The following is a 19,515-nucleotide window of genomic DNA, read 5'->3' as shown; positions in this document are numbered from 1 at the left end:
CTGATCGGGGCTGGCGCGAGATGGCGCCCGCAGCAAAAGCTAACCGTTTGCGTTAGCCAGACTGTAGGTCCTACGATGGCTTAACGCAAACGGATTGCGTTTACGGGAGGAGCCCCCATGTCCAGCGCCACGTCCGACGCCCCCGCCCCCGTCTGGACGGTGGGCGGCGTCACCGTCCACCGCATCGACGAGACCCTCCTGCCACCCGCGACCGGGCCCTGGCTGCTGCCCGAGGCCACCCCCGAGGTGGTGACCGGCCACGACTGGCTGCACCCCCACTTCGCCGACCACGAGGGCGTCCTGCACCTCGACAGCCACAGCTTCGCGTTCACCGTGGGCGGGCTGCGCGTCCTCGTCGACACCGGCATAGGCAACGGCAAGGAGCGGGCCAACCCGGCCTGGCGCCACCTGCGGACCGACTACCTGGAGCGCCTCACCGCCGCCGGCTTCCCCCCGGACTCCGTCGACCTGGTGATCCTCACCCACCTGCACGCCGACCACGTCGGCTGGAACACCCGGGAGGTGAACGGCGAGTGGGTCCCCACCTTCCCCCACGCCCGCTACCTCACCTCCCGCGCCGAGCGGGAGTTCTGGGCCGGGTACGACCTGGAGGAGGCGCGCCGACAGATGTTCCTCGACTCCGTGATCCCGGTCGAGCGGGCCGGGTTGCTGGACCTCGTCGACGTCCCGGCCGAGGGTGTCGAGATCGCCCCGGGCCTGCGCCTGATCCCCACCCCCGGTCACACCCCCGGCCACGTCGCCGTCGAACTGACCAGCCGGGGCGAGGCGGCGCTGATCACCGGTGACTGCATCCACCACCCGGTCCAGCTCGCCCACCCCGCCATCGGCGCCTGCGTCGACATCGACCCGCGGCAGTCCGAGGCCTCGCGCCGCAAGCTCCTCGGCTCCCTCGCCGACACCGACACCCTCCTGCTCGGCACCCACTTCGCGCCGCCCACCGCCGGCCGCGTGCTCACGGACGGGGACGCCTACCGGTTGCTGCCCGTCCCCTCGGCCTGACGCCGCGTTCGACCTCCCCAGGACGCTCGCACCCCTTCACCGGTCCTGCGCCCGGGGCCCGTCGACCGCACACCCGTCTCGATCGGGACGGGCGCGCGGGGTGGGGGTGGTGAGCCGGAGTCGGTTCCCCGGGGCTCGATTCCCGCGCGATCTGTCGTTTATCTGGCGATACCGCCTCTGAGCTGCGAAATCCTGCTGGCAGCAGACGTCGGTGATCCCCTAGAGTCGGCGCGCCCGCCCCGGTCGGGGCGCTGGCGGCACCGGCGTGCGAGTCCGAGCACGCGGCGATTCCAGGAGTTGACGATCTGATGGTGTGTGTGGCGTGTGGGGCGCGTCCCGCGGGGACCGAGAGCCGACGCTGCTTCGGCTGCGCGGAGGCGGCCCCGGGCTGGGCGGCGGCGCTCCGACCGGCGAACGGCCTTGCCGTGGCGGTCTACGTCCTGCTGGGGTTGAACGCGGTGTTGGCGGCGGCGGCGGTCGTGGCCGACGTCTGGGGCGATGTCCTGTTGGGCCGGTTGGTGGACGGCTCGGGCGACATCGGCCTTGACGAATTCGATGCCCTGGACTCCCTGGCGAACGGGCTGGACAAAGCCGTCATTCCGCTGATGATGGTCACCGCCGTGCTGTTCATCATCTGGTTCTACCGCATCCGCCAGAATGCCGACCTGCTGCTGCCGAACGGGCACCGCCTCGGACGCGGCTGGACCATCGGGGCCTGGGTCACCCCGGTCGTCCTGCTCTGGTTCCCCTGGCAGCTGATGGTGGACTGCTGGCGGGCGAGCGCTCCGCTGGACGCGGAGGGACGGCGTCGCGCGGTGTCGGAGAAGGTCCTGGTCCTGTGGTGGTCCACCTGGATCGGCGCGCTGGTGGTCAACCGGATCGCCAACTCGAAGATGAAGTACGTGGACGTGACGGTGCTCGCCAGCCTGGGGGACTTGCGCGAGACCATTCGGGTGGAGGCCGCCGGCTCGGTGCTGCGCCTGGTCGCGGCCGTCGCGGCGATCGTGGTGGTCCAGCGGCTGACGGCCATGCAGTCGGCGCGCCGGGCCGACATCAACCCGCTGGCCGCCAGGGCCGCGCAGGTGGCGGCCGAGGAGGCCCGGGCGCAGGCGCAGGCGCAGGCCCAGGCTCAGGCTCAGGCTCAGGCGTAGGCCCAGGCTTCGGCCGCCACGGCAACGGACTCGGAAGCTCCCTAGACCGGCAGCAGGCGGGCGATCAGTTCGCCGAGGCGGCGGGCGTTGCGGCAGGAGTGCATCTCCACGACGCCCGCGTAGGCGGCTGCGGCGGAGTCGCCGGTCGGCCAGAGGGCGGGCTGCTCGGGGTTGAGCCAGTGGACCCGCCGGGCCCGGCCGGCGATCCGGCGCAGCGCGTCCAGGTTCGGGTCGCGGTGGTTGGTGCGGGCGTCGCCGAGGATCAGCACGCTGGTGCGCGGGCCGACCGCGTCCAGGTGCCGTTCGGCGAACTCGCCCAGGGCGGAGCCGTAGTCGCTGTTGCCGTGGTGGCCCATCACCTTGGCCTCGGTGAGGATCCGGGCGGCGAGCCGGGCCGGGTCGGCGTCGCCGCGCGCCAGCAGGGCGGTGACCTCGGCGGTGCGGTTCACGAAGGCGAACACCCTTACCTTGCTGAACTGTTCGCTCATCGCCTGCACCAGCAGCATGGTGAAGTCGGCGAATCCGGCCACCGAGCCGGAGACGTCGCACAGCAGCACCAGTTCCGGCCGGGCCGGGCGGCGCAGCCGGTAGGCCGGGCGCAGCGGCACCCCGCCGGTGGACAGCGAGCGGCGCAGGGTGCGGCGCAGGTCGATCTGTCCGCGTGCGGCGCGGCGGCGCCGGGCGGCCAGCCGGGTGGCCAGCTTGCGGGCCAACGGGTGGACGGTGCGGCGCAGTTCGGCGAGCTGGTCGCGGCCGGCGGCGAGGAAGTCGATCCGGTCGGCGGTGGGTGCGACGGCGCGTTCGGCGATCCGCTCGGCGCCGCGCAGTTCGGCGACCCGGCGGCGGGCCTCGGTGGCGACCAGGGCGCGGAAGTCCTGGATGCGGCGGCGGATCTCGTCCGCGAGGACGCGGTCGGACAGGTCCGGGGCGGTGGCCTGCTCGCGCAGGGCGGCGAGGATCCGGGCGAGCAGCGTCTCGGGGGCGAGCCGGCCGAGCGCCTGGTGGGCCGACCAGCCGTCCGAGGCCGGCGTGGCTCCGGCGCCGTACCGGCCCAGGGCCTCCACCACCTCGCCGGCCAGCCGGGCCTGGGCGGCCCGGTCGTCGGCGGCCAGGGCTGCGGCGAGGCGCTCGCGCAGGTCGTCGCGCAGCGGGTCGGGCCGGCCGGGGCGCGGCGGCCGGGGGTCGTCCGGGAGTGCGGGCGGGTCGGCGCGGACGGCCTCGGGGGTGCCGACGCCGAGCGGGAAGAACAGGTCGAACGTGGCGTCGAAGGCGGCCCGTTGGGTGTCCGATCGCAGCAGCGCGGCGGCCAGGCCGGCCCGCATCTGCTCGCGGTCGGCGAGCCCGAGGACGTCGAGGACGGCGGCCGCGTCGACCGTCTCGGCGGGGCCGATCCGCAGGCCGTGCCCGCGCAGCGCGCGGACCAGGCCGGTGAGCCGGGCGGCGGTGTCGGCCGGCGGTGGGGCGGTGGTCATGCGACGGTGAGCTTCCGTGCGGCCTTCCGGATGTCGTCCTGGTGCTTGAGGATCACCCCGAGGGTCTCTTGGACGACCGCCTCGTCGAGGGTGTCCGCGCCGAGCGCCAGCAGGGTGCGGGCCCAGTCGATGGTCTCGGCGACGGACGGCGCCTTGCGCAGGTCCATCGCGCGCAGCGCGCCGACCACCCGGACCAGCGAGGCGGCCAGCGTGTCGTCCAGGCCGGGCACCTTGAGCCGGACGATCTGCCGCTCCAACTCGGCGTCCGGGTAGTCGAGGTGGAGGAAGAGACAGCGTCGGCGCAGCGCCTCGGACAGTTCGCGGGTGGCGTTGGAGGTGAGCAGCACGAAGGGGCGGCGGCTCGCGGCGATGGTGCCGAGTTCGGGCACCGTGACCTGGAAGTCGCTGAGCACCTCCAGCAGCAGCGCCTCCACCTCGACGTCGGCCTTGTCCATCTCGTCGATCAGCAGCACGGTGGGCTCGTCGCCGCGGATGGCGGTGAGCAGCGGGCGGGTGAGCAGGAACTCCTCGCCGAAGATGTCGGTGCGGGCTTCGTCCCAGCTCTCGTCGCGGCCGGCGGTGATCCGCAGCAGCTGCTTGGCGTGGTTCCACTCGTAGAGGGCGCGGGCCTCGTCGATGCCCTCGTAGCACTGGAGCCGGACCAGCCGGGCCCGGCCGATCGCGGCCACCGCCTTGGCGAGTTCGGTCTTGCCGACCCCGGCGGGGCCCTCGACCAGCAGCGGCTTGCCGAGCCGGTCGGCGAGGAAGACGGTGGTGGCCACGGCGGTGGAGGCCAGGTAGCCGGTGGCGGCCAGCTGGTCGGCGGTGTCCGCCACCGATGCGAAGAACCCCGTGCCGTCGCCGCTCATCTGCCCGCCCCGTTCCTGTCCGCCCTGTCCGTGCGGCAGCACCCTACCGGCCGGTCACTTCGCTGTCTCGGGGCTTCGGCGGGGTGGCGCGGCGCGGGGCCGGGGTCGTGGCGTGCTGCCGGATCACCTGGCGGGCGCGCGGGCGCGCCGGAGCGGTGTACGGCGACCACGGCCGCCGTACACCGCCCGTCTGTTCCCGCCGGTCTCGGCCGTCGGTTGACGACGTCTGACTCGACGTCAGGTGGTGCGTGCCCCTCGGGTCGTCAGTTGACGAAGATGAGCGGGCTGCCCGCCACCGAGGTGTCGGTGACCGGGCCGTAGGTGGCGCTGAACCAGCCGGTCGAGAAGCACAGGCCCGAGCCGGAGACCAGGTTGAACGGCTGGGAGGAGAAGCCGATGGTGTTGCCGGTGTTCGAGGTGGTGCCGTTGATCCCGGTGGTGGTCTGGTAGACGCAGTTGATGCTGCCGAGGATGGTGTTGAGCACCACCGTGGTCTTCATCGCGCCGGCCGCGCCGGGGGTGAGGGCGACCGGGTTGCCGGGGCCGTCGCCGACGGTGTTGGTGAACGGCAGGTTGTTGACGGTGATGCTCTTGACGCCGGTGACGCCGAGGACGTTGGAGGAGCAGGAGCCGAAGGTCTGGGTGTTGAGCTGCTCGACCGCGCTGCCGGGGGCGGCCGGGTTGGCCGTCACGGTGGCGGAGAAGGCCGAGTTGGCGCAGCTGATGCCGCTCGTGCCGCTGGCGCTGCTGTAGAAGGTGGCGGCGGTGCCCGAGACCAGGCTGGCGGTGAGGACGTCGCCGACGGCGACGTCCGGGCCGCTGCTGCTGCCGGTGGTCAGCACCGCGGAGCCGTCGGCCTGGGCGGGTGCGACGGCGGCGCAGGTGAAGGCGAGGGCGGCGAGGGCGGCGGTACCGAGCGTACGGCGAAAGCGCATGAGGGTGACCTCTCTCCGTGCGGAGACGGGTGGGGGTGGCCCGCGGTGCGGGTGTGGTGGCGTGCACGGCGGGGGAGGTGCGTGGGCATGGCGTACCGGGGGCTTCGCGGGGCCGTGGTGCGGCGGGCCCGGCGCCACGGGCCCGCTCGTACGGCACAGCGGTGTGAAGGTGCGGACGTGCGCTGCGAGTGCAGGAGTGCACGTCGGCGGCTGCCACCGCCGCGGGCCTGCGTCCGCTCGTGGTCCCGTGGCCCGGGCTGTTCGCCCGGGGCCGCCGGAGCCCCTGGAGGTCGTCCGGTGGTGACAGGGTCGCCCACCGGTTGGAAACCTGTCAGTGTTGTAAACCCGATGTTGCGTCAATGTCAATACAGGTAACAGGAGTTGGTGATGGAACGGAAACACCTCCGAAGTGCCGACGTGATCCTGCTGCCGGGCGCGCGGGCCGGTCGTGACCCGGCCCGGTCCATCAAGCGCGGCCCGAGCCGGCTGCCCCCGGGCGTGGTGGCCGCGACCCAGCGCGAGCGGCTGCTCGACGGTCTGGTCCAGACGGTGGCCGCGCGCGGCTACCAGCACGCCACGGTCAGCGACATCTGCCGCGCGGCCGGGGTGACCAGGCCGGTCTTCTATGAGTTGTTCAGCGGCAAGGAGGACGCCTTCCTGGCCGCGCACCGGCACGGTACCGGAGTGGTGCTCCGGCGGATGGCGGCGGCCTTCGCGGCGGAGTCCGACTGGTGCGCCGGGATCCGGCAGGCGCTCGGCGCGATGCTCCATCTGCTGGCGGGGACACCGGCTTTCGCGACCATGGCGGTGATCGAGATCGAGGCGGTCGGACCGGCCGGACGCCGTGAGCGGGACCAACTCCTCACCCGGTTCCGGGCGTTCTTCGCCGAGGTGCCCCAACCGCCGGTCGGTGTGCGGGTGGTGGAGCTGGTGGATGCCGTGGTGGGCGGGGTCTACAGCGCGCTCTACCGGCGGATCGACTCCGGCCGGACGGTTCAACTTCCGGAGCTCCTTCCGGTGTTGAGCATGTTCTGTCTCGCGCCCTTCCTCGGCCCGGCGCAGGCGGCCGTCCGGCTCGGGTTTCCGATCGGTGAAGATCCTTCGTGCACCCGTATTGACCCGGCCACTACCGGGCAGTAGCTTCCCAGTTACTCAAAGCGCGGCTTGACCGTGCCCGCCCCGCTGCCGAGGGGCGGGTGGCCCGGTCGGGCCGTGGAACGCTGTCCGCGCCAGGGCACCGTGCCAGTGCCTGCACATCCCACCCACCCAACAGGGAGCACACATGGCCATGTCCGAGGACGCCGCCGCCGCGGCCGAGACCCCGGAGACGCCGACCGGCAGCAGGAGAGGGCGGGTACGGCTCAAGCGCAGCGCCTGGATGGCCGTTCCGGCCGTCGCCGCGGGCGCCGTCCTGATGGCCCTCACCGCCCAGGGCGTACTCGCCGCCCAGTTCTCCATCAGCGGCATGCCGTTCACGATCACCGCGGACAAGCTCGACGGCAAGGGCTTCGCCCAGTTCGGCAGCCTGGACTCGATGATCCCCGACAGCCCCAACCAGGGCTCCACCGGCGGTCAGGTGTTGGTCGCGGTCTCGGCGATCAAGAAGGCCGAGATCACCAACCTGTGCCAGAGCGTGGACCTCGGCGGCGTCAACCTGGTGATCCACGCCGGCGACGCCGGCACCCCCGTCGCCGCCACCGACCTCACCACCGACTCCGACATGCTGTCCGGTGACGCGGAGTTCACCAACATCGAGATCGGCGGCGACGCCAGCACGTACACCAAGGCCGGCAACGCGGGCAAGGGCAACCCGGGCGTCTTCGGGCAGCAGGCCGACACCGTCGTGCTGACGCACCTCAAGCAGCACAACTACGCGAGCACCGCCGTCGGGTTCAAACTGCCCAACCTGCGGCTGAGCTTCAGCTCTCAGGGCTGCTGACCATGACGGAGTCCGTACCGGAGCCGGCCGGTTCCGGCGAGGGCGTCGCGGAGGGGGCCGTGGGGACGGCTCCCGCCCCCGCTCCCGCCACCACCCGACCGGTCAAACGCGACTGGCGGGGCCAACGGCCGTTCTGGGGCGGGCTGCTGGTGCTGTTCGGCGGCGCCGAGATCCTGTTCACCCTGCGTGCCCCGCTGCCCGTCGTCCTGCACATCGGGATGCAGGGGCTGGCGGGCTACCTGGTGCCGGCGGTGATGGTGCTGTGCGGCCTGCTGATCCTGTTCAACCCGGCTCAGCGGCTGTTCTACTCCGTCCTCGCCGTGCTCGCCGCGCTGGCGAGCTGGCTCACCTCCAACCTGGGCGGCTTCGTGATCGGGATGCTGCTCGGACTGGTGGGCGCCTGCCTCACCTTCGGCTGGCTGCCCGATCAGCCGCTGCGCCGGGGGCGGCAACGGCGGGAGGACCGGCGCCAGGAACGCCGGTCGTCCCGAGCGGGCACGGCCGGGGCCGGGGCCGACCCGGCCGGGGTCTAGCCCGAGGCGCCCCGACGGCGCCCGCCCCCTGGTGATGGGAGAGCACCAGGGGGCGGGGCGTCGGGGCACGGGGGAGTGCAGGGTCAGGCGGGTCAGGCCGTGACGGTCACGGTCAGATCGTCGCGGCGTCGATCACGAAGCGGAACCGGACGTCGCCGGCCAGCACCCGCTGGTAGGCCTCGTTGATCTGCTCGGCGCGGATCAGCTCGATCTCCGCGGTGATGCCGTGCTCGCCGCAGAAGTCCAGCATCTCCTGGGTGGCCGGCAGCCCGCCGATCATCGAGCCGGCCAGCGAACGGCGGCCGGAGAGCAGCGCGTGCGCGTTCACCGTGACCGGCTTCTCCGGCGCGCCGACCTGCACCATGGTGCCGTCGGTGCGCAGCAGGCCGAGGTAGGCGCTCAGGTCGAGGTCGGCGGAGACCGTGTTGACGATCAGGTCGAAGGTGCCCGCGAGCTCGGTGAAGGTGGCCGGGTCGGAGGTGGCCCGGTAGTGGTCGGCGCCGAGCTTCAGCCCGTCCTCGCGCTTGCGCAGCGACTGGCTGAGCACGGTGACCTCCGCGCCCATGGCGTGGGCGAGCTTCACGCCCATGTGGCCGAGCCCGCCGAGGCCCACGATCGCGACCTTCTTGCCCGGCCCGGCACCCCAGTGCGCGAGCGGCGAGTACAGCGTGATGCCGGCGCACAGCAGCGGCGCGGCGGCGTCCAGCGGCAGGTTGTCGGGGATGCGCAGCGCGTACGCCTCGTCGACGACCAGCTTCGAGGAGTAGCCGCCGTGGGTCGGCAGGCCGTCGTGGCCGACGCTGTTGTAGGTGAAGACGGTGCCGCCCTGGCCGGTGCAGTACTGCTGGAGGCCGGCCCGGCAGTTGTCGCACTCCCGGCAGGAGTCGACGATGCAGCCGACTCCGACCCGGTCGCCGGCCTGCCAGCGGGTGACACCCGCGCCGACCTCGGTGACCACGCCGGCGATCTCGTGGCCCGGGACCATCGGGAAGATGCCGGTGCCCCAGTCCTCGCCGACCTGGTGGATGTCGGAGTGGCAGATGCCGCAGAACTTGATGTCGATCACGATGTCGTGCTCGCCCACCGCCCGGCGGGTGACGGTGGTCTTCTCCAGGGGGGAGTCGGGCCGCGCCGCGGCGTAGGCGGCGACCGTGCGGGTGGTGCCCTCGGTGGTGCTCGTCGTCGTTGCGTTCGTCGAGTTCGTCATGCTTCCAGCCTGCGCCGGTGCGGCGCGACCAGCCAGACCAGAGCTCTTCGTACGTACGCCACGCGTAGGGACCCCGGACGTACGACCGCGGAACGTACGCACGGCAGTATCACCCTTGCCCCCGCCCCCGCCGCCCGGATCCCCCGCATACTGCAGGCATGGACCAGCGCACCGAACTCAGCGAGTTCCTCCGATCCCGCCGCGCCCGGCTGCGGCCCGAGGACGTGGGCCTGCCGGACAGCACCACCCGGCGGCGGGTGCCCGGCCTGCGCCGCGAGGAGCTGGCCCTGCTCGCCGGAGTCAGCACCGCCTACTACACCCGGCTCGAACAGGGCCACGGCGAGAGCGTCTCCGCCGCCGTCCTGGACGCCATCGCCCGCGTGCTGCGGCTCAGCCCCGCCGAGCGCGAGCACCTCGGCCGGCTCACCAAGCCCGCCCGCCGCCGCCCCGGCCGGGCCGCCGCCCGCCCGCAGCGGGTCCGGCCCGCGCTCCAGCAGCTCCTGGACGCGATGGAGTGCGTGCCCGCGTACGTCCTCGGCCGGCGCCTGGACATCATCGGCTGGAACCGGCTCGGCACCGCCCTGCTCGGCGACTTCGCCGCGATGCCGCCCGAGCAGCGCAACATGGCCTGGCAGCTCTTCCTCGACCCGTCGGCCCGCGAGCTCTACGAGGACTGGGACGGCAAGGCCACCGACGTCGTCGGCATGCTGCGGCTGGACGCCGGGCGGGATCCGGACGACCCCAGGCTCGCCTCGTTGATCGGCGAACTCTCCCTCAAGAGCGCCGACTTCCGCCGCCTCTGGGCCGCCCACAGCATCCAGGACAAGGGCCACGGCACCAAGCGGCTGCACCACCCGGTGGTCGGCCGGCTCAACCTCCAGTACGAGACGCTGCGCCCGGCCGGGGACGTCGACCAGGTGCTCGTCACCTACCATGCCGAGCCCGGCTCCAGCTCCGCCGAATCCCTGCGCCTGCTGGCCAGTTGGGCGGCCACCGAGTTCCACCCCGAGCCCGTCGAGGCGACCCAGGCCGATCCTGCCCGGTAGCGCCGCGGGGGCCTTCCTGGCAGGCCCTCCGGCCGGGCCTTCCCGCCGGGCCCTTCCGTCAAGGGGTCGATGGTCCCGGGTCCGATCGGGGCCATCGGCCCTTCTCGCCGGTAACCGGGCGGCGATTGACTGGGCGGGTCATGGACACCACCACCAGCGGAAACACCACCAGCGGCACCACCGCCGAGTACGACCGGCTGATCGCCCGCCACCACGCGATGCGGCTCCGGCGCCAACTCCTCACCCCCGCCTCGCCCTTCGGGCCCGACCCGGCCGGCTCCGGTGCCGACCAGTACGGCGGCACCGGCGGACCGGACGGCTACGACGGCTACGACGGCGCCGCCGACCAACGGCTGATCCGGCGCGACCTCGGCCTGCTCGACCCGCTCTCCGAACTGATCGACCACCTCTACGCGGTGATGTTCCGCCGCCGCCCCTACCTGCGCCCGCTCTTCCCCGCCTCGATGGAGTTCCAGCAGGCCCACCTGGAACGGATCCTCCGCCACCTGGTGGACCACCTCCACCACCCGGCCGAACTGGCCGCGACCCTGCGCCAACTCGGGCGCGACCACCGCAAACTGGGCGTCCGGCCGGTCCACTACGAGGCCTTCGAGGAGGCCCTGTGCGCGGCGATCCGGCACCGGGCGGGCGCCCGGTGGACCGAGGAGATGGAAGCGGCCTGGGTCCGGATGCTGCGCTTCGCCGTCGCGGCGATGACCGCCGGCGCCGACTCCGCGCTCACCGAACCCCCGTACTGGCACGCCGTGGTGACCGGCCACGAGCGCCGCCGCCCCGACCTCGCCGTCCTGCGCGTGCGCACCGGCGAGCCCTACCCGTACCGGGCCGGACAGTACGGCACGGTCGAGCACCCGACGCTCCCGCACACCTGGCGGCAGTACTCGATGGGCTGCGCGCCGCGCACCGACAACGAGTTGGAGTTCCACGTCCGGCGCACCGGGCCGGACGGGGTCAGCGCGGCCCTCGTCGAACGCACCGCCGTCGGCGACCGGCTGCGCCTCGGCCCGCCGCGCGGCGGCCTGCTGCCCGAGGACGACACCCGCGACCTGCTGCTGGTCGCCGGCGGCACCGGCCTGGCCCCGATGAAGGCCATCGTCGAGCAGCAGGCCGCCCAGCGCCCGCGCGGCCGCCGCGTCCACCTGTTCGTCGGCGCCCGGGACCGCGGCGACCTCTACGACTGGTCCGCCCTCGCCGAACTCGGCCTGCACAAGCCCTGGTTGGCGCTCACACCGGTCACCGCCGGCCGGCTCGCCGACGCCGTCGCGGGCGCCGGGGACTGGCGCGAGCACCTCGCCTGCGTCAGCGGCCCGGCCGGCATGGTCGCCTCCGTCCGCTCCGAACTGCTCGCCGCCGGGCTGCCCCTGGCCCAGGTCCGCTACGACCAGGCGCTCGCCCGTTAGCCGTGCGGCCTGCCGGTAGTCGCACGTCCTGCCGGTGGACGTCCTACCGGTAGCAGTAGGAGTCCGAGGAGGCGTCGCCGCCCGCGAGGTGGGTCTGGTGCACCCGCAGGCCCCGGAAGTCGGCGCCGTGCGGGAAGAAGCGCTCGTCGACGCTCAGCCCGCCCGCCTCGGTGTCGGCGTCCAGCTTGACGATCCACGGCTCGATGCCGTCCGGGTAGAACTGGTCGTCCCAGGCGCCGTAGAGGGAGTTGGTGAGGTAGAGCCGGCGCCCGTCCCGGCTGATCTCGACCATCTGCGGGGCGCCGCTCAGCGGGCGCCCCGGCGCGGCCGGGTGCGGGGTGCGGGCGACGACCCCGCCCAGCCGCACCGAGTCGGCGAGCCGCGGGTGGAACGGGTCCGACACGTCGTACTGGAACAGCTCGCCGGTGCCCCACGCGGACACGTACAGCCAGCGATCGTCCACCGACAGGTTGATGTCCGTGATCAGCGGCGGCACCGCGCCGAACGGTTGCAGCGCGGGCGGCAGGTCCTCCGTCTTGGCGGGCTCGGCGGGGATCTCGATCACCTTGCGCGCGGTGAACGCCGGGCCCTCCCGGTACCAGAGCCAGACCGAGGCGGACAGGTCCTCGACGTTGGTCACCACCCCGGCGAAGCCCCACTCGGCCTGCGGATCGTGCGCCGGGCGCAGCTCCAGCACCATCTGGTACTGGTCGCCGAGGTCGATCCGTTGCAGGTGCCGCCCCGAGTCCAGCTCCCAGAAGTGCAGCGCGTGCCCGTACTTGCGGCCCAGCAGCAGCTCCGGGACGACCCCGCCCTCCACCATCCAGGGCGTGCCCCACTCGCTGGTCACCCCCACGTTCGTCCCCAGGTGCCACCAGACGTCGTACGCGAAGTGCTGCGGCCCGCGCTCCGTCTCCCAGGCGCGCAGCACCTCGAAGGTGGTGTGGTCCAGCAGCGCCACCCCGCCGGGCCCGTCGTTCCCGTCCCCGCTGCCCAGGCAGGACAGGAACACCCCGTCCGGCCCGCAGTGCAGGGTGTGCGGGCGCGAGTAGCCGGCCTTGGCGGCGAGTTCCGCCGCCTCGACGGTCTTGACGAGGCGCGGCCGGACGGGGTCGGGCCGGGTGTCCATCACGTGCAGCCGCGAGGAGCGCAGGCCCGGAAGGAGGAGGTAGCGCCGCTCGGGGTTCTCGTGGCAGGCGTGCGCCAGCGCGCTGGAGCAGGCGTTCCACCCGAAGTGGTGCAACTCGTCGCCCAGCGTCGGCAGTTCGGCGAAGTTCAGGACCTTCCCGTAGCTCGCCGACGCCGGATCGGTGTCCACGGTGAGCAGCGCGTCCGGCCGCTCCCCAGCCCGGTCGAACCCGGCGACGTACGCCAGCGTCTCCGGTGGCGCGGCGATCGCCTCGGCGGCCGAACGGTACAGCGACGGATCGGTGTGGCCGGCCTGCGGCATGTGTTCTCCTCAACTCGCCTGCGTGACAACCGGAGTTGGATCTGTCCGGGTAGCGTTCCACATGACCACCGGCGCACAGCAGGCGCACGGGGAGCGATCAGGAGGCGCGGGCGACCGGGGCACACCGATGCCCGGCAGAGCGGCGCCCGGCAGGCAGCGCCGGGCTACCGGCCGGTATTGTCGGGGTCCTGGATCAAGAACACCTGCGACGGACGGCAGGTCGAGCATGAGGACGGGTGCGGCGCAGATGGAGTTTCGGGAAGACATCCTGGGTGCCCCCTACGAGACGGCCGAGCTGACGCTGCGGCCGGACGCCGAGGGGGAGGTCTGCGCGACGCTGGTGCGCCGGCTGGTGCCGGGGGCGGAGCGGGCCGTGCTGTACATCCACGGGTACAACGACTACTTCTTCCAGACCAACCTCGCCGACCACTTCGCCGCGCTCGGCTTCTCCTTCTACGCCCTGGACCTGCGCAAGTACGGCCGCTCCCTGCGCCCGCACCAGTCGCCGAACTTCGTGCGCGACCTCGCCGAGTACGACGAGGAGATCGACGAGGCGGTGCGGATCATCCGCGAGGTGGACGGGCACCGGCGGCTGCTGCTGAACGGGCACTCCACCGGCGGGCTGATCGGCGCACTGTGGGCGGGGCGGCGCTCGGGGCGTGGCCTGGTGGAGGGGCTGTTCCTGAACAGCCCCTTCCTGTCGATGCCGGCCGCGCCCGCCGTACGGACCGTCGGCGGCCCGGCCGTCACCGCGATCGGACGGCTGGCGCCCACCCGCGTGCTGCCGTCGACGCTCAACCCGCACTACACGCACAGCCTGCACAAGGACCACGAGGGCGAGTGGGACTTCGACCTCACCCTCAAGCGCCCCGAGGGCTTCCCGCTGTACGCGGGTTGGCTGTCCGCCATCCACCAGGGCCACCGGCAGCTGCGGCACGGGCTCGGGATCGACGTGCCGGTGCTGCTGATGGCGTCGACCAGGTCGATCACGACCACCAAGTGGCACAACGCCCTGCACCACGCGGACGCCGTGCTGCGCGCCGACGACATCGCCGGCCAGGGCCCGCGACTGGGCCGGCACGTCACCATCGTCCGGATCGAGGGCGGCATGCACGACCTGGTGCTCTCGGGCGAGGCCGCCCGCACCCGGGCCTTCGCCGAACTCGACCGCTGGCTCGCCGCCTACCTCGACGTCCGGCCGGCGGACGTCCGGTCGGTGGACGCCCAGGCCGTGGACGCTCAGGCCGTGGACGCTCAGACCGTGGGGGAGAGCGCGTGACGGACGAGTCGGTGACGCACGAGGCGGCGGCGGACGAGCCGGTGCCGGTCGGGCGCCACACCGACCTCGGCTTCGCCAAGCTCATGCCGGACCTCGACCGGGACGGCGGCTGGCTGCTCACCCTGGACGGCACCCCGCAGTCCTACGTCGACCTCGCCGACCCGACCCACCTGGAGTTCGAGTACACCCGGCGGCTCGGCCACCTCGCCGACGCCCTCGCCCCCGCCGGGCGGCCGCTGGACGTGCTGCACCTGGGCGGCGGCGCGCTCACCCTGCCCCGCTACCTCGCCGCCACCCGCCCCGGCTCGCGCCAGCGGGTGGTCGAGGTGGACGGGCCGCTGCTCGACCTGGTCGCCGAGCACCTGCCCTGGCAGGGGCCCGGCGCGGACATCACCGCGACCGTCGGCGACGCCCGCGCCGCCCTCGCCGAGACCCCGCCCGGCACCCGGGACCTGGTGATCGCGGACGTCTTCCACGGCTCGCGCACCCCCGCCCACCTCACCTCGGTGGAGTTCCTGCGGCTGGCCGCCGCCGCCCTGCGCCCCGGCGGCTGCTACGCCGCGAACCTGGCCGACGGCCCGCCGCTGGCCTTCGCCCGGGCCCAGGCCGCGACGGTCGGCGCGGTGTTCCCGTACACCTGCCTGGTCGCCGAGGCCCCGGTGCTGCGCGGCCGCCGGTACGGCAACATCCTGCTCGCCGGTTCGACGGCCCCGCTCCCGGCCGCCGAGCTCACCCGGCTGCTGGCCGGCGACATCTTCCCGGCCCGCCTCACCGACGGCGCCGACCTGGCCGCCATGGTCGGCCGCACCGCCCCGGTCACGGACGCCGACGCCACCGACTCCCCGCCCCCGCCGGACGGAGCGTTCAGCATCGGCTGAGCGGCGCGGCGGCCCGAGCGTCCCCGCGTCCGGGGTGTCAGAATCGGCGGGTTCAGGCCGGAGCGTGGAGCACGTCGAGCGTCGAGCACGTCGATCGTGGAGCACGCCGAGCGCGCAACACGTCCAGCGCGGAGCAGGTCCAGCGCGGAGCACGTCCGAAGGAGTGAGCGATGAGCGGCGGGGAGCGGCCGGAGTTGGCGGAGGTGCCGGAGACGGCGTTGTGGACGCTGTGGCACCGCGCGGTGGAGGCGCGTCGGCCGGACACGGTGCTGGAGGACCCGAAGGCGGTCGAGCTGGTCGACCGGATCGACTTCCCGTTCGCGGAGCGCTTCGGGGAGGGCGCGCTGGTCAGCCAGTTGCAGGCGCTGCGGGCGGCCTGCTTCGACCGTGAGGTGGCGGACTTCCTGACCCGCTGCCCGCGCGGCACCGTCGTCGGCCTCGGGGACGGCCTGGAGACCCAATCGTGGCGGGTCGACAACGGCCGGGCGGACTGGCTGGCGGTGGACCTGCCGGAGACGGCCGCGCTGCGGGAGCGGCTGCTGCCGCCGGACGACCGGCGCCGGATCCTCGCCTGCCCGGTCACCGACCCGGGTTGGATGGACGAGGTGGATCCGGCACGCGGAGTGATGATCTGCGCCGAGGGCCTGCTGATGTACCTGCGGCCGGAGGAGGTACGGGCACTGATCGCGGCCTGCGCCGAGCGGTTCCCCGGTGGGTCGATGGTGCTGGACGCGGTGCCGCGCTGGTTCAGCGCCCGCTCCGTCCAGGGCAAGCTGCGGAACCGGCACTACCAGGCGCCGCCGATGCCGTTCGGCATGGACGCGGACGAGCACGGCAAGCTGGCCGGCGCGCACCCGGCGGTGACCGACGTGCGCGAGGTCTACCCGGAGGGCGGGCGGGGCCTGCTCCGCGCCCTGCTGCCGCTCGTGCGCCGGGTGAACGCGCGGCCGTCCGTGGTCGCACTTCGCTTTGCCGGATCTTGAAGAACGGCTGGTCAAGCGGGAACCATGAGGAACCACCGCACGTCGTAACCACGGGTGATCGGCCGGGGGGACAGGCCGCCCGGCACGTTAGGCTGCCCTTATGGGGAAGCGGCCGCGTTGCCGCCATCGGACAACTGCCGGAATCGGCGTGCGGCACCGCTGAGGGCCGCGCCGGTTCCGACCTGCCACGGAGGTACTGGCCTTGCACATCGACGCCTGGATCGAGAGCGTCCCACCGACCGCGGTGTACGCCCTGGTCGGCCTGATCATCGGCCTGGAGTCGCTGGGCATCCCGCTGCCCGGCGAGATCGCCCTGGTCACGGCCACCCTGATGGCGGTCAAGGGTGTGGTGAGCCCGGAATGGATCGCGGTGGTCGCCATCCTCGGGGCGATCATCGGCGACTCGATCGGCTACTCGATCGGCCGCAAGGGCGGCAAGCCGCTGTTCGAGAAGCTCGGACGGAAGTTCCCCAAGCACTTCGGACCGTCCCACCTGGCCACCGCCGAGCGCTCCTTCCAGAAGTGGGGAATGTGGGCGGTCTTCTTCGGCCGCTTCATCGCCCTGCTGCGCATCTTCGCCGGGCCGCTCGCCGGCGCGCTGAAGATGCCGTACTGGAAGTTCCTGATCGCCAACGTGCTCGGCGGCATCGTCTGGGCCGGCGGCACGACCCTGCTGGTCTACAAGGTCGGCAAGAGCATCGAGCCCTGGCTGTCCCGCTTCTCCTGGGCCGGCCTGGCCGCGGCGGTGCTGGTCGGCGGCGCCTCGGCCTGGTTCATGAAGCGCCGGGCCGCCAAGACCCACGCCAAGATCGAGGCGGAGGAGGCGGCCGCCGCAGCGACCGCCCCCAAGGCGCCCGTCGCGGAATAAGCGCAGTAAGCGCAGTAAGCGCAGTGACGAGGCGTCTGCACTGAGCACGGAGGGGCTGTCGGGCCTTCGGAGTAGCATCGGCGGGTACCTGCCGATCATGCACAACTGGAGGGCCCGATGACCCAGTCGACGTGGGATGCCGTGGACGCGTACTTCTCCGAGCAGCTGGTGGGGCACGACCCGGCGCTGGAGGCCGCGGCCGCCGCCGCCGACGCGGCCGGGCTGCCGGAGATCGCCGTCGCCCCCAACCAGGGCAAGCTGCTGCACCTGCTGGCGCTGACCCAGGGCGCGCGGCGGATCCTGGAGGTCGGCACGCTCGGCGGGTACAGCGCGATCTGGCTCGCCCGGGCGCTGCCCGCGGACGGCACCCTGATCACCCTGGAGATCGACCCGAAGCACGCCGAGGTCGCCCAGGGGAACATTGCGCGCGCAGGGCTGGAGAAGGTCGCCGAGGTGCGGCTCGGCCGGGCCGCCGACTCGCTGGCCGCGCTGGTGGAGCAGGGCGTTGAGCCCTTCGACCTGGTCTTCATCGACGCGGACAAGCCCAGCAACCCCGAGTACTTCCGGCGGGCGCTCCAGCTGACCAGGCCCGGCTCGCTGATCATCGTCGACAACGTGGTGCGCGGCGGCGCCGTCGCCGACGCGGACAGCACCAACCCGGCGGTGGTCGGCACCCGGGCCCTGCACGACCTGATCGCCGCCGAGCCGAGGGTCACCGCGACCTCGGTGCAGACGGTCGGCAGCAAGGGCTACGACGGCTTCACGCTGGCCCGCGTGCAGAGCTGAACCTTTTTTCACGCACCACTTTTACGCACCACTTTTACGCACCACGGAGAAACGGAGACATCGTGCGGATCGGACTGCTGGGCGCCGGCCCCTGGGCGGAGCGGGTGCACGCACCCGTCCTCGCCGAGCACCCCGGGCTGGAGTTCACCGGCGTCTGGGCCCGCCGGCCGGAGGCGGCCACGGCCCTCGGCGGGGCGTACGGCGTCCCCGGCTACGCGGACCTCGACCAGCTGCTCGCCGAGGTGGACGCCGTCTCGATCGCGCTGCCGCCGACCGTGCAGGCGGGCCTCGCGGTACGGGCCGCCGAGGCGGGCTGCCACCTGCTGCTGGACAAGCCGGTCGCGCTGACCGTGCCGGACGCGCAGGCCGTGGCCGAGGCCGTCCGGGCCCACGAGGTCGCCTCCGTGGTCTTCTTCACCGTCCGCTTCGGCGGGGAGCAGATCCCGTGGATCGAGCAACAGGCGGGCCTGGGCGGCTGGTTCACCGGCCGCTCGGACTGGCTCGGCTCGGTGTTCGCCCCCGGCAGCACCAGCCCGTACGCGGCCTCGCCGTGGCGCGAGGAGAAGGGCGCGCTGTGGGACGTCGGCCCGCACTCGCTGTCGGTGCTGCTGCCGGTGCTCGGCGACGCGACGCAGGTCACGGCGGTGGCCGGCCCGCTGGACACCGTCCACCTGGTGCTGCGGCACGCCGACGGCGCCTCCAGCACCCTGGCACTGAGTCTGACCGCGCCGGTCGGCGCCGGCGGCGTCGGCCTGGAACTGCGCGGTGAGCACGGCATCGCCCACCTGCCCGAGCGCGGCGAGGGCCCGGCCGCCGCCCTGCACCGCGCCCTGGACGCCCTCCAGGCCTCGGCTGCCACCGGCCAACCGCACCCCTGCGGCGCGGAGTTCGGCCTGCGCGTGGTCGAAATCCTGGCCGGCGCCGAACGCTCCCTGGCCACGGGCGCACCGGTCGCGGTGTAGACGTGACACCTGGGCGGGCTCGCTGCGGACCATCGCAGCGAGCCCGCCCGTGTCATGACGCGACGCGTCAGGGCCCGCTCACGGCGGAGGCATCACCTGAGCGGTGGCGTCCAGGTTGCGGACCGGTTTGCCCTCCTCGTACGAGACCGGGACGGCGCCCGCGAGTTCGGCCACGGCCTTCTTGAGCGCTGACGACGCTGCGCCTTCATGCGACGTGGTGACCGTGATCCCCGACGCGTCCGGCCGCAGGGCCGCCGTATAGACCGGGAACGGCAGCGAATCGGCTTGTGCCGCGTCGCCGATCCTCTTGAGGGCGGGATCGACGGTCGCCCGCGCGTAGGAGGCGTGCCGGATCTCGGCGCGTCCTGTCTCGACGCCGGGATGCGCCTGGGCGGCGGCCGCGACGAGCGCCCGCGCCCGCGGCTCGTCCGTCGCGAACAGCACGACCCGGCCTGCCGCCGGGTCCAGCTTCAGCGCGCCGAAGGTGTCCTTGAACCCGCCGCGCCCCTGCTCTCCGAGCGCCGACGCCAAGTCCTGCAGCGCGGCGAGCGAGAGCGCGTCCACCTGCTGCGACGGCGAGGAGACCACGGCCCCGGGACCGGCGGGGCCGCCACCGGCCGACGTGCTGCTACCGCAGCCACACAGCAACCCGGCCGCCATCAGCACGGCGGCCGACCACGCGGGTAGTCGCGATGGTGTCACTCGGGGAACTCCGTCCT

General features: G+C 73.3%; 19 protein-coding genes. 13 read left to right on the top strand and 6 right to left on the bottom strand.

Annotated elements, in window-relative coordinates; translation table 11 throughout:
• Nucleotides 1-117 precede the first annotated feature (117 nt).
• Together A6F73_RS02040 and A6F73_RS02035 are read left to right on the top strand one after the other, a co-directional pair.
• On the top strand, nt 118-1,020 hold the full coding sequence (locus tag A6F73_RS02040; RefSeq protein WP_063346154.1) for an MBL fold metallo-hydrolase: 903 nt from the start codon (nt 118-120) through the stop codon (nt 1,018-1,020).
• A gap of 425 nt (nt 1,021-1,445) precedes the next feature.
• Complete coding sequence (locus tag A6F73_RS02035) at nt 1,446-2,171, top strand: DUF4328 domain-containing protein (protein ID WP_063346153.1); 726 nt, start codon at nt 1,446-1,448, stop codon at nt 2,169-2,171.
• A 41-nt stretch (nt 2,172-2,212) separates the two neighbouring features.
• On the opposite strand, the gene A6F73_RS02030 is transcribed toward A6F73_RS02035, so the two are convergent.
• The 3 genes from A6F73_RS02030 to A6F73_RS02020 all read right to left on the bottom strand — a co-directional run bounded on the left by A6F73_RS02030 (nt 2,213) and on the right by A6F73_RS02020 (nt 5,447).
• Nucleotides 2,213-3,643 carry a VWA domain-containing protein gene (locus A6F73_RS02030; protein WP_063346152.1) on the bottom strand — a complete coding sequence of 477 codons (1,431 nt, stop codon included), beginning with the start codon at nt 3,641-3,643 and terminating at the stop codon, nt 2,213-2,215.
• Complete coding sequence (locus A6F73_RS02025) at nt 3,640-4,512, bottom strand: MoxR family ATPase (RefSeq protein WP_063346151.1); 873 nt, start codon at nt 4,510-4,512, stop codon at nt 3,640-3,642. Before A6F73_RS02025 ends, A6F73_RS02030 begins: the two co-directional genes overlap by 4 nt.
• A 263-nt stretch (nt 4,513-4,775) precedes the next feature.
• Nucleotides 4,776-5,447, bottom strand: a complete 672-nt coding sequence (locus A6F73_RS02020) for a hypothetical protein (RefSeq protein ID WP_063346150.1) — start codon at nt 5,445-5,447, stop codon at nt 4,776-4,778.
• A 387-nt stretch (nt 5,448-5,834) separates the two neighbouring features.
• Here A6F73_RS02020 and A6F73_RS02015 point away from each other — a divergent pair, with 387 nt between their 5' ends.
• The 3 genes from A6F73_RS02015 (at nt 5,835) to A6F73_RS02005 (ending at nt 7,919) form a co-directional block, all read left to right on the top strand.
• Nucleotides 5,835-6,587, top strand: a complete 753-nt coding sequence (locus A6F73_RS02015; RefSeq protein ID WP_063346149.1) for a TetR/AcrR family transcriptional regulator — start codon at nt 5,835-5,837, stop codon at nt 6,585-6,587.
• Between the two features lie 142 nt (nt 6,588-6,729).
• Nucleotides 6,730-7,386 carry a DUF6230 family protein gene (locus A6F73_RS02010; protein ID WP_063346148.1) on the top strand — a complete coding sequence of 219 codons (657 nt, stop codon included), beginning with the start codon at nt 6,730-6,732 and terminating at the stop codon, nt 7,384-7,386.
• Between the two features lie 2 nt (nt 7,387-7,388).
• A complete protein-coding gene (locus tag A6F73_RS02005; protein WP_244293257.1) occupies nt 7,389-7,919 on the top strand; it encodes a DUF6114 domain-containing protein in 531 nt (176 codons plus the stop codon).
• Nucleotides 7,920-8,031: 112 nt separating this feature from the next.
• Here the strand turns inward: A6F73_RS02005 and A6F73_RS02000 are convergent, their stop codons facing one another.
• Nucleotides 8,032-9,126, bottom strand: coding sequence for an NAD(P)-dependent alcohol dehydrogenase (locus A6F73_RS02000; RefSeq protein ID WP_063346147.1), 1,095 nt, complete (start codon nt 9,124-9,126; stop codon nt 8,032-8,034).
• 158 nt (nt 9,127-9,284) lie between these two features.
• Here A6F73_RS02000 and A6F73_RS01995 point away from each other — a divergent pair, with 158 nt between their 5' ends.
• Together A6F73_RS01995 and A6F73_RS01990 are read left to right on the top strand one after the other, a co-directional pair.
• Nucleotides 9,285-10,172: a helix-turn-helix transcriptional regulator gene (locus A6F73_RS01995; RefSeq protein ID WP_063346146.1), complete on the top strand. Its 888-nt coding sequence runs from the start codon at nt 9,285-9,287 to the stop codon at nt 10,170-10,172.
• A gap of 140 nt (nt 10,173-10,312) precedes the next feature.
• Nucleotides 10,313-11,590, top strand: coding sequence for a globin domain-containing protein (locus tag A6F73_RS01990; RefSeq protein WP_063346145.1), 1,278 nt, complete (start codon nt 10,313-10,315; stop codon nt 11,588-11,590).
• 43 nt (nt 11,591-11,633) lie between these two features.
• Here A6F73_RS01990 and A6F73_RS01985 read toward each other — a convergent pair whose 3' ends face one another.
• Nucleotides 11,634-13,040, bottom strand: a complete 1,407-nt coding sequence (locus A6F73_RS01985) for a selenium-binding protein SBP56-related protein (protein ID WP_063346144.1) — start codon at nt 13,038-13,040, stop codon at nt 11,634-11,636.
• Between the two features lie 247 nt (nt 13,041-13,287).
• Between A6F73_RS01985 and A6F73_RS01980 the strand changes: the two genes are divergently transcribed.
• The 6 genes from A6F73_RS01980 (at nt 13,288) to A6F73_RS01955 (ending at nt 18,796) form a co-directional block, all read left to right on the top strand.
• Nucleotides 13,288-14,319, top strand: a complete 1,032-nt coding sequence (locus A6F73_RS01980; protein ID WP_079135354.1) for an alpha/beta hydrolase — start codon at nt 13,288-13,290, stop codon at nt 14,317-14,319.
• A gap of 83 nt (nt 14,320-14,402) precedes the next feature.
• Nucleotides 14,403-15,197 carry a fused MFS/spermidine synthase gene (locus A6F73_RS01975; RefSeq protein ID WP_063350869.1) on the top strand — a complete coding sequence of 265 codons (795 nt, stop codon included), beginning with the start codon at nt 14,403-14,405 and terminating at the stop codon, nt 15,195-15,197.
• 170 nt (nt 15,198-15,367) lie between these two features.
• A complete protein-coding gene (locus A6F73_RS01970) occupies nt 15,368-16,180 on the top strand; it encodes a class I SAM-dependent methyltransferase (RefSeq protein ID WP_063346142.1) in 813 nt (270 codons plus the stop codon).
• Nucleotides 16,181-16,382: 202 nt separating this feature from the next.
• Nucleotides 16,383-17,048: a DedA family protein gene (locus A6F73_RS01965; protein ID WP_063346141.1), complete on the top strand. Its 666-nt coding sequence runs from the start codon at nt 16,383-16,385 to the stop codon at nt 17,046-17,048.
• Between the two features lie 117 nt (nt 17,049-17,165).
• Complete coding sequence (locus tag A6F73_RS01960) at nt 17,166-17,834, top strand: O-methyltransferase (protein ID WP_063346140.1); 669 nt, start codon at nt 17,166-17,168, stop codon at nt 17,832-17,834.
• 62 nt (nt 17,835-17,896) lie between these two features.
• Nucleotides 17,897-18,796, top strand: coding sequence for a Gfo/Idh/MocA family oxidoreductase (locus A6F73_RS01955; RefSeq protein ID WP_063346139.1), 900 nt, complete (start codon nt 17,897-17,899; stop codon nt 18,794-18,796).
• A 78-nt stretch (nt 18,797-18,874) separates the two neighbouring features.
• Here the strand turns inward: A6F73_RS01955 and A6F73_RS01950 are convergent, their stop codons facing one another.
• Nucleotides 18,875-19,462 carry a hypothetical protein gene (locus A6F73_RS01950; RefSeq protein ID WP_159398317.1) on the bottom strand — a complete coding sequence of 196 codons (588 nt, stop codon included), beginning with the start codon at nt 19,460-19,462 and terminating at the stop codon, nt 18,875-18,877.
• Between the last annotated feature and the right edge of the window lie 53 nt (nt 19,463-19,515).

The sequence above is a fragment of the Streptomyces sp. MJM8645 genome, from assembly GCF_001625365.1.
In the GTDB taxonomy this organism is placed as follows: Bacteria; Actinomycetota; Actinomycetes; order Streptomycetales; family Streptomycetaceae; genus Kitasatospora.
The sequence above is the reverse complement of the archived record's forward strand: the minus strand, read 5'-3'. Positions and strand labels throughout refer to the sequence as shown.

Coding starts and splice junctions, on each gene's coding strand:
- A6F73_RS01975 (WP_063350869.1), top strand. CDS start 14,403: ATGCCGGACCTCGACCGGGACGGCGGCTGGCTGCTCACCCTGGACGGC.
- A6F73_RS01990 (WP_063346145.1), top strand. CDS start 10,313: ATGGACACCACCACCAGCGGAAACACCACCAGCGGCACCACCGCCGAG.
- A6F73_RS01970 (WP_063346142.1), top strand. CDS start 15,368: ATGAGCGGCGGGGAGCGGCCGGAGTTGGCGGAGGTGCCGGAGACGGCG.
- A6F73_RS01960 (WP_063346140.1), top strand. CDS start 17,166: ATGACCCAGTCGACGTGGGATGCCGTGGACGCGTACTTCTCCGAGCAG.
- A6F73_RS02030 (WP_063346152.1), bottom strand. CDS start 3,643: ATGACCACCGCCCCACCGCCGGCCGACACCGCCGCCCGGCTCACCGGC.
- A6F73_RS02040 (WP_063346154.1), top strand. CDS start 118: ATGTCCAGCGCCACGTCCGACGCCCCCGCCCCCGTCTGGACGGTGGGC.
- A6F73_RS02005 (WP_244293257.1), top strand. CDS start 7,389: ATGACGGAGTCCGTACCGGAGCCGGCCGGTTCCGGCGAGGGCGTCGCG.
- A6F73_RS01985 (WP_063346144.1), bottom strand. CDS start 13,040: ATGCCGCAGGCCGGCCACACCGATCCGTCGCTGTACCGTTCGGCCGCC.
- A6F73_RS02010 (WP_063346148.1), top strand. CDS start 6,730: ATGGCCATGTCCGAGGACGCCGCCGCCGCGGCCGAGACCCCGGAGACG.
- A6F73_RS01995 (WP_063346146.1), top strand. CDS start 9,285: ATGGACCAGCGCACCGAACTCAGCGAGTTCCTCCGATCCCGCCGCGCC.
- A6F73_RS02025 (WP_063346151.1), bottom strand. CDS start 4,512: ATGAGCGGCGACGGCACGGGGTTCTTCGCATCGGTGGCGGACACCGCC.
- A6F73_RS02000 (WP_063346147.1), bottom strand. CDS start 9,126: ATGACGAACTCGACGAACGCAACGACGACGAGCACCACCGAGGGCACC.
- A6F73_RS01980 (WP_079135354.1), top strand. CDS start 13,288: ATGGAGTTTCGGGAAGACATCCTGGGTGCCCCCTACGAGACGGCCGAG.
- A6F73_RS02015 (WP_063346149.1), top strand. CDS start 5,835: ATGGAACGGAAACACCTCCGAAGTGCCGACGTGATCCTGCTGCCGGGC.
- A6F73_RS02020 (WP_063346150.1), bottom strand. CDS start 5,447: ATGCGCTTTCGCCGTACGCTCGGTACCGCCGCCCTCGCCGCCCTCGCC.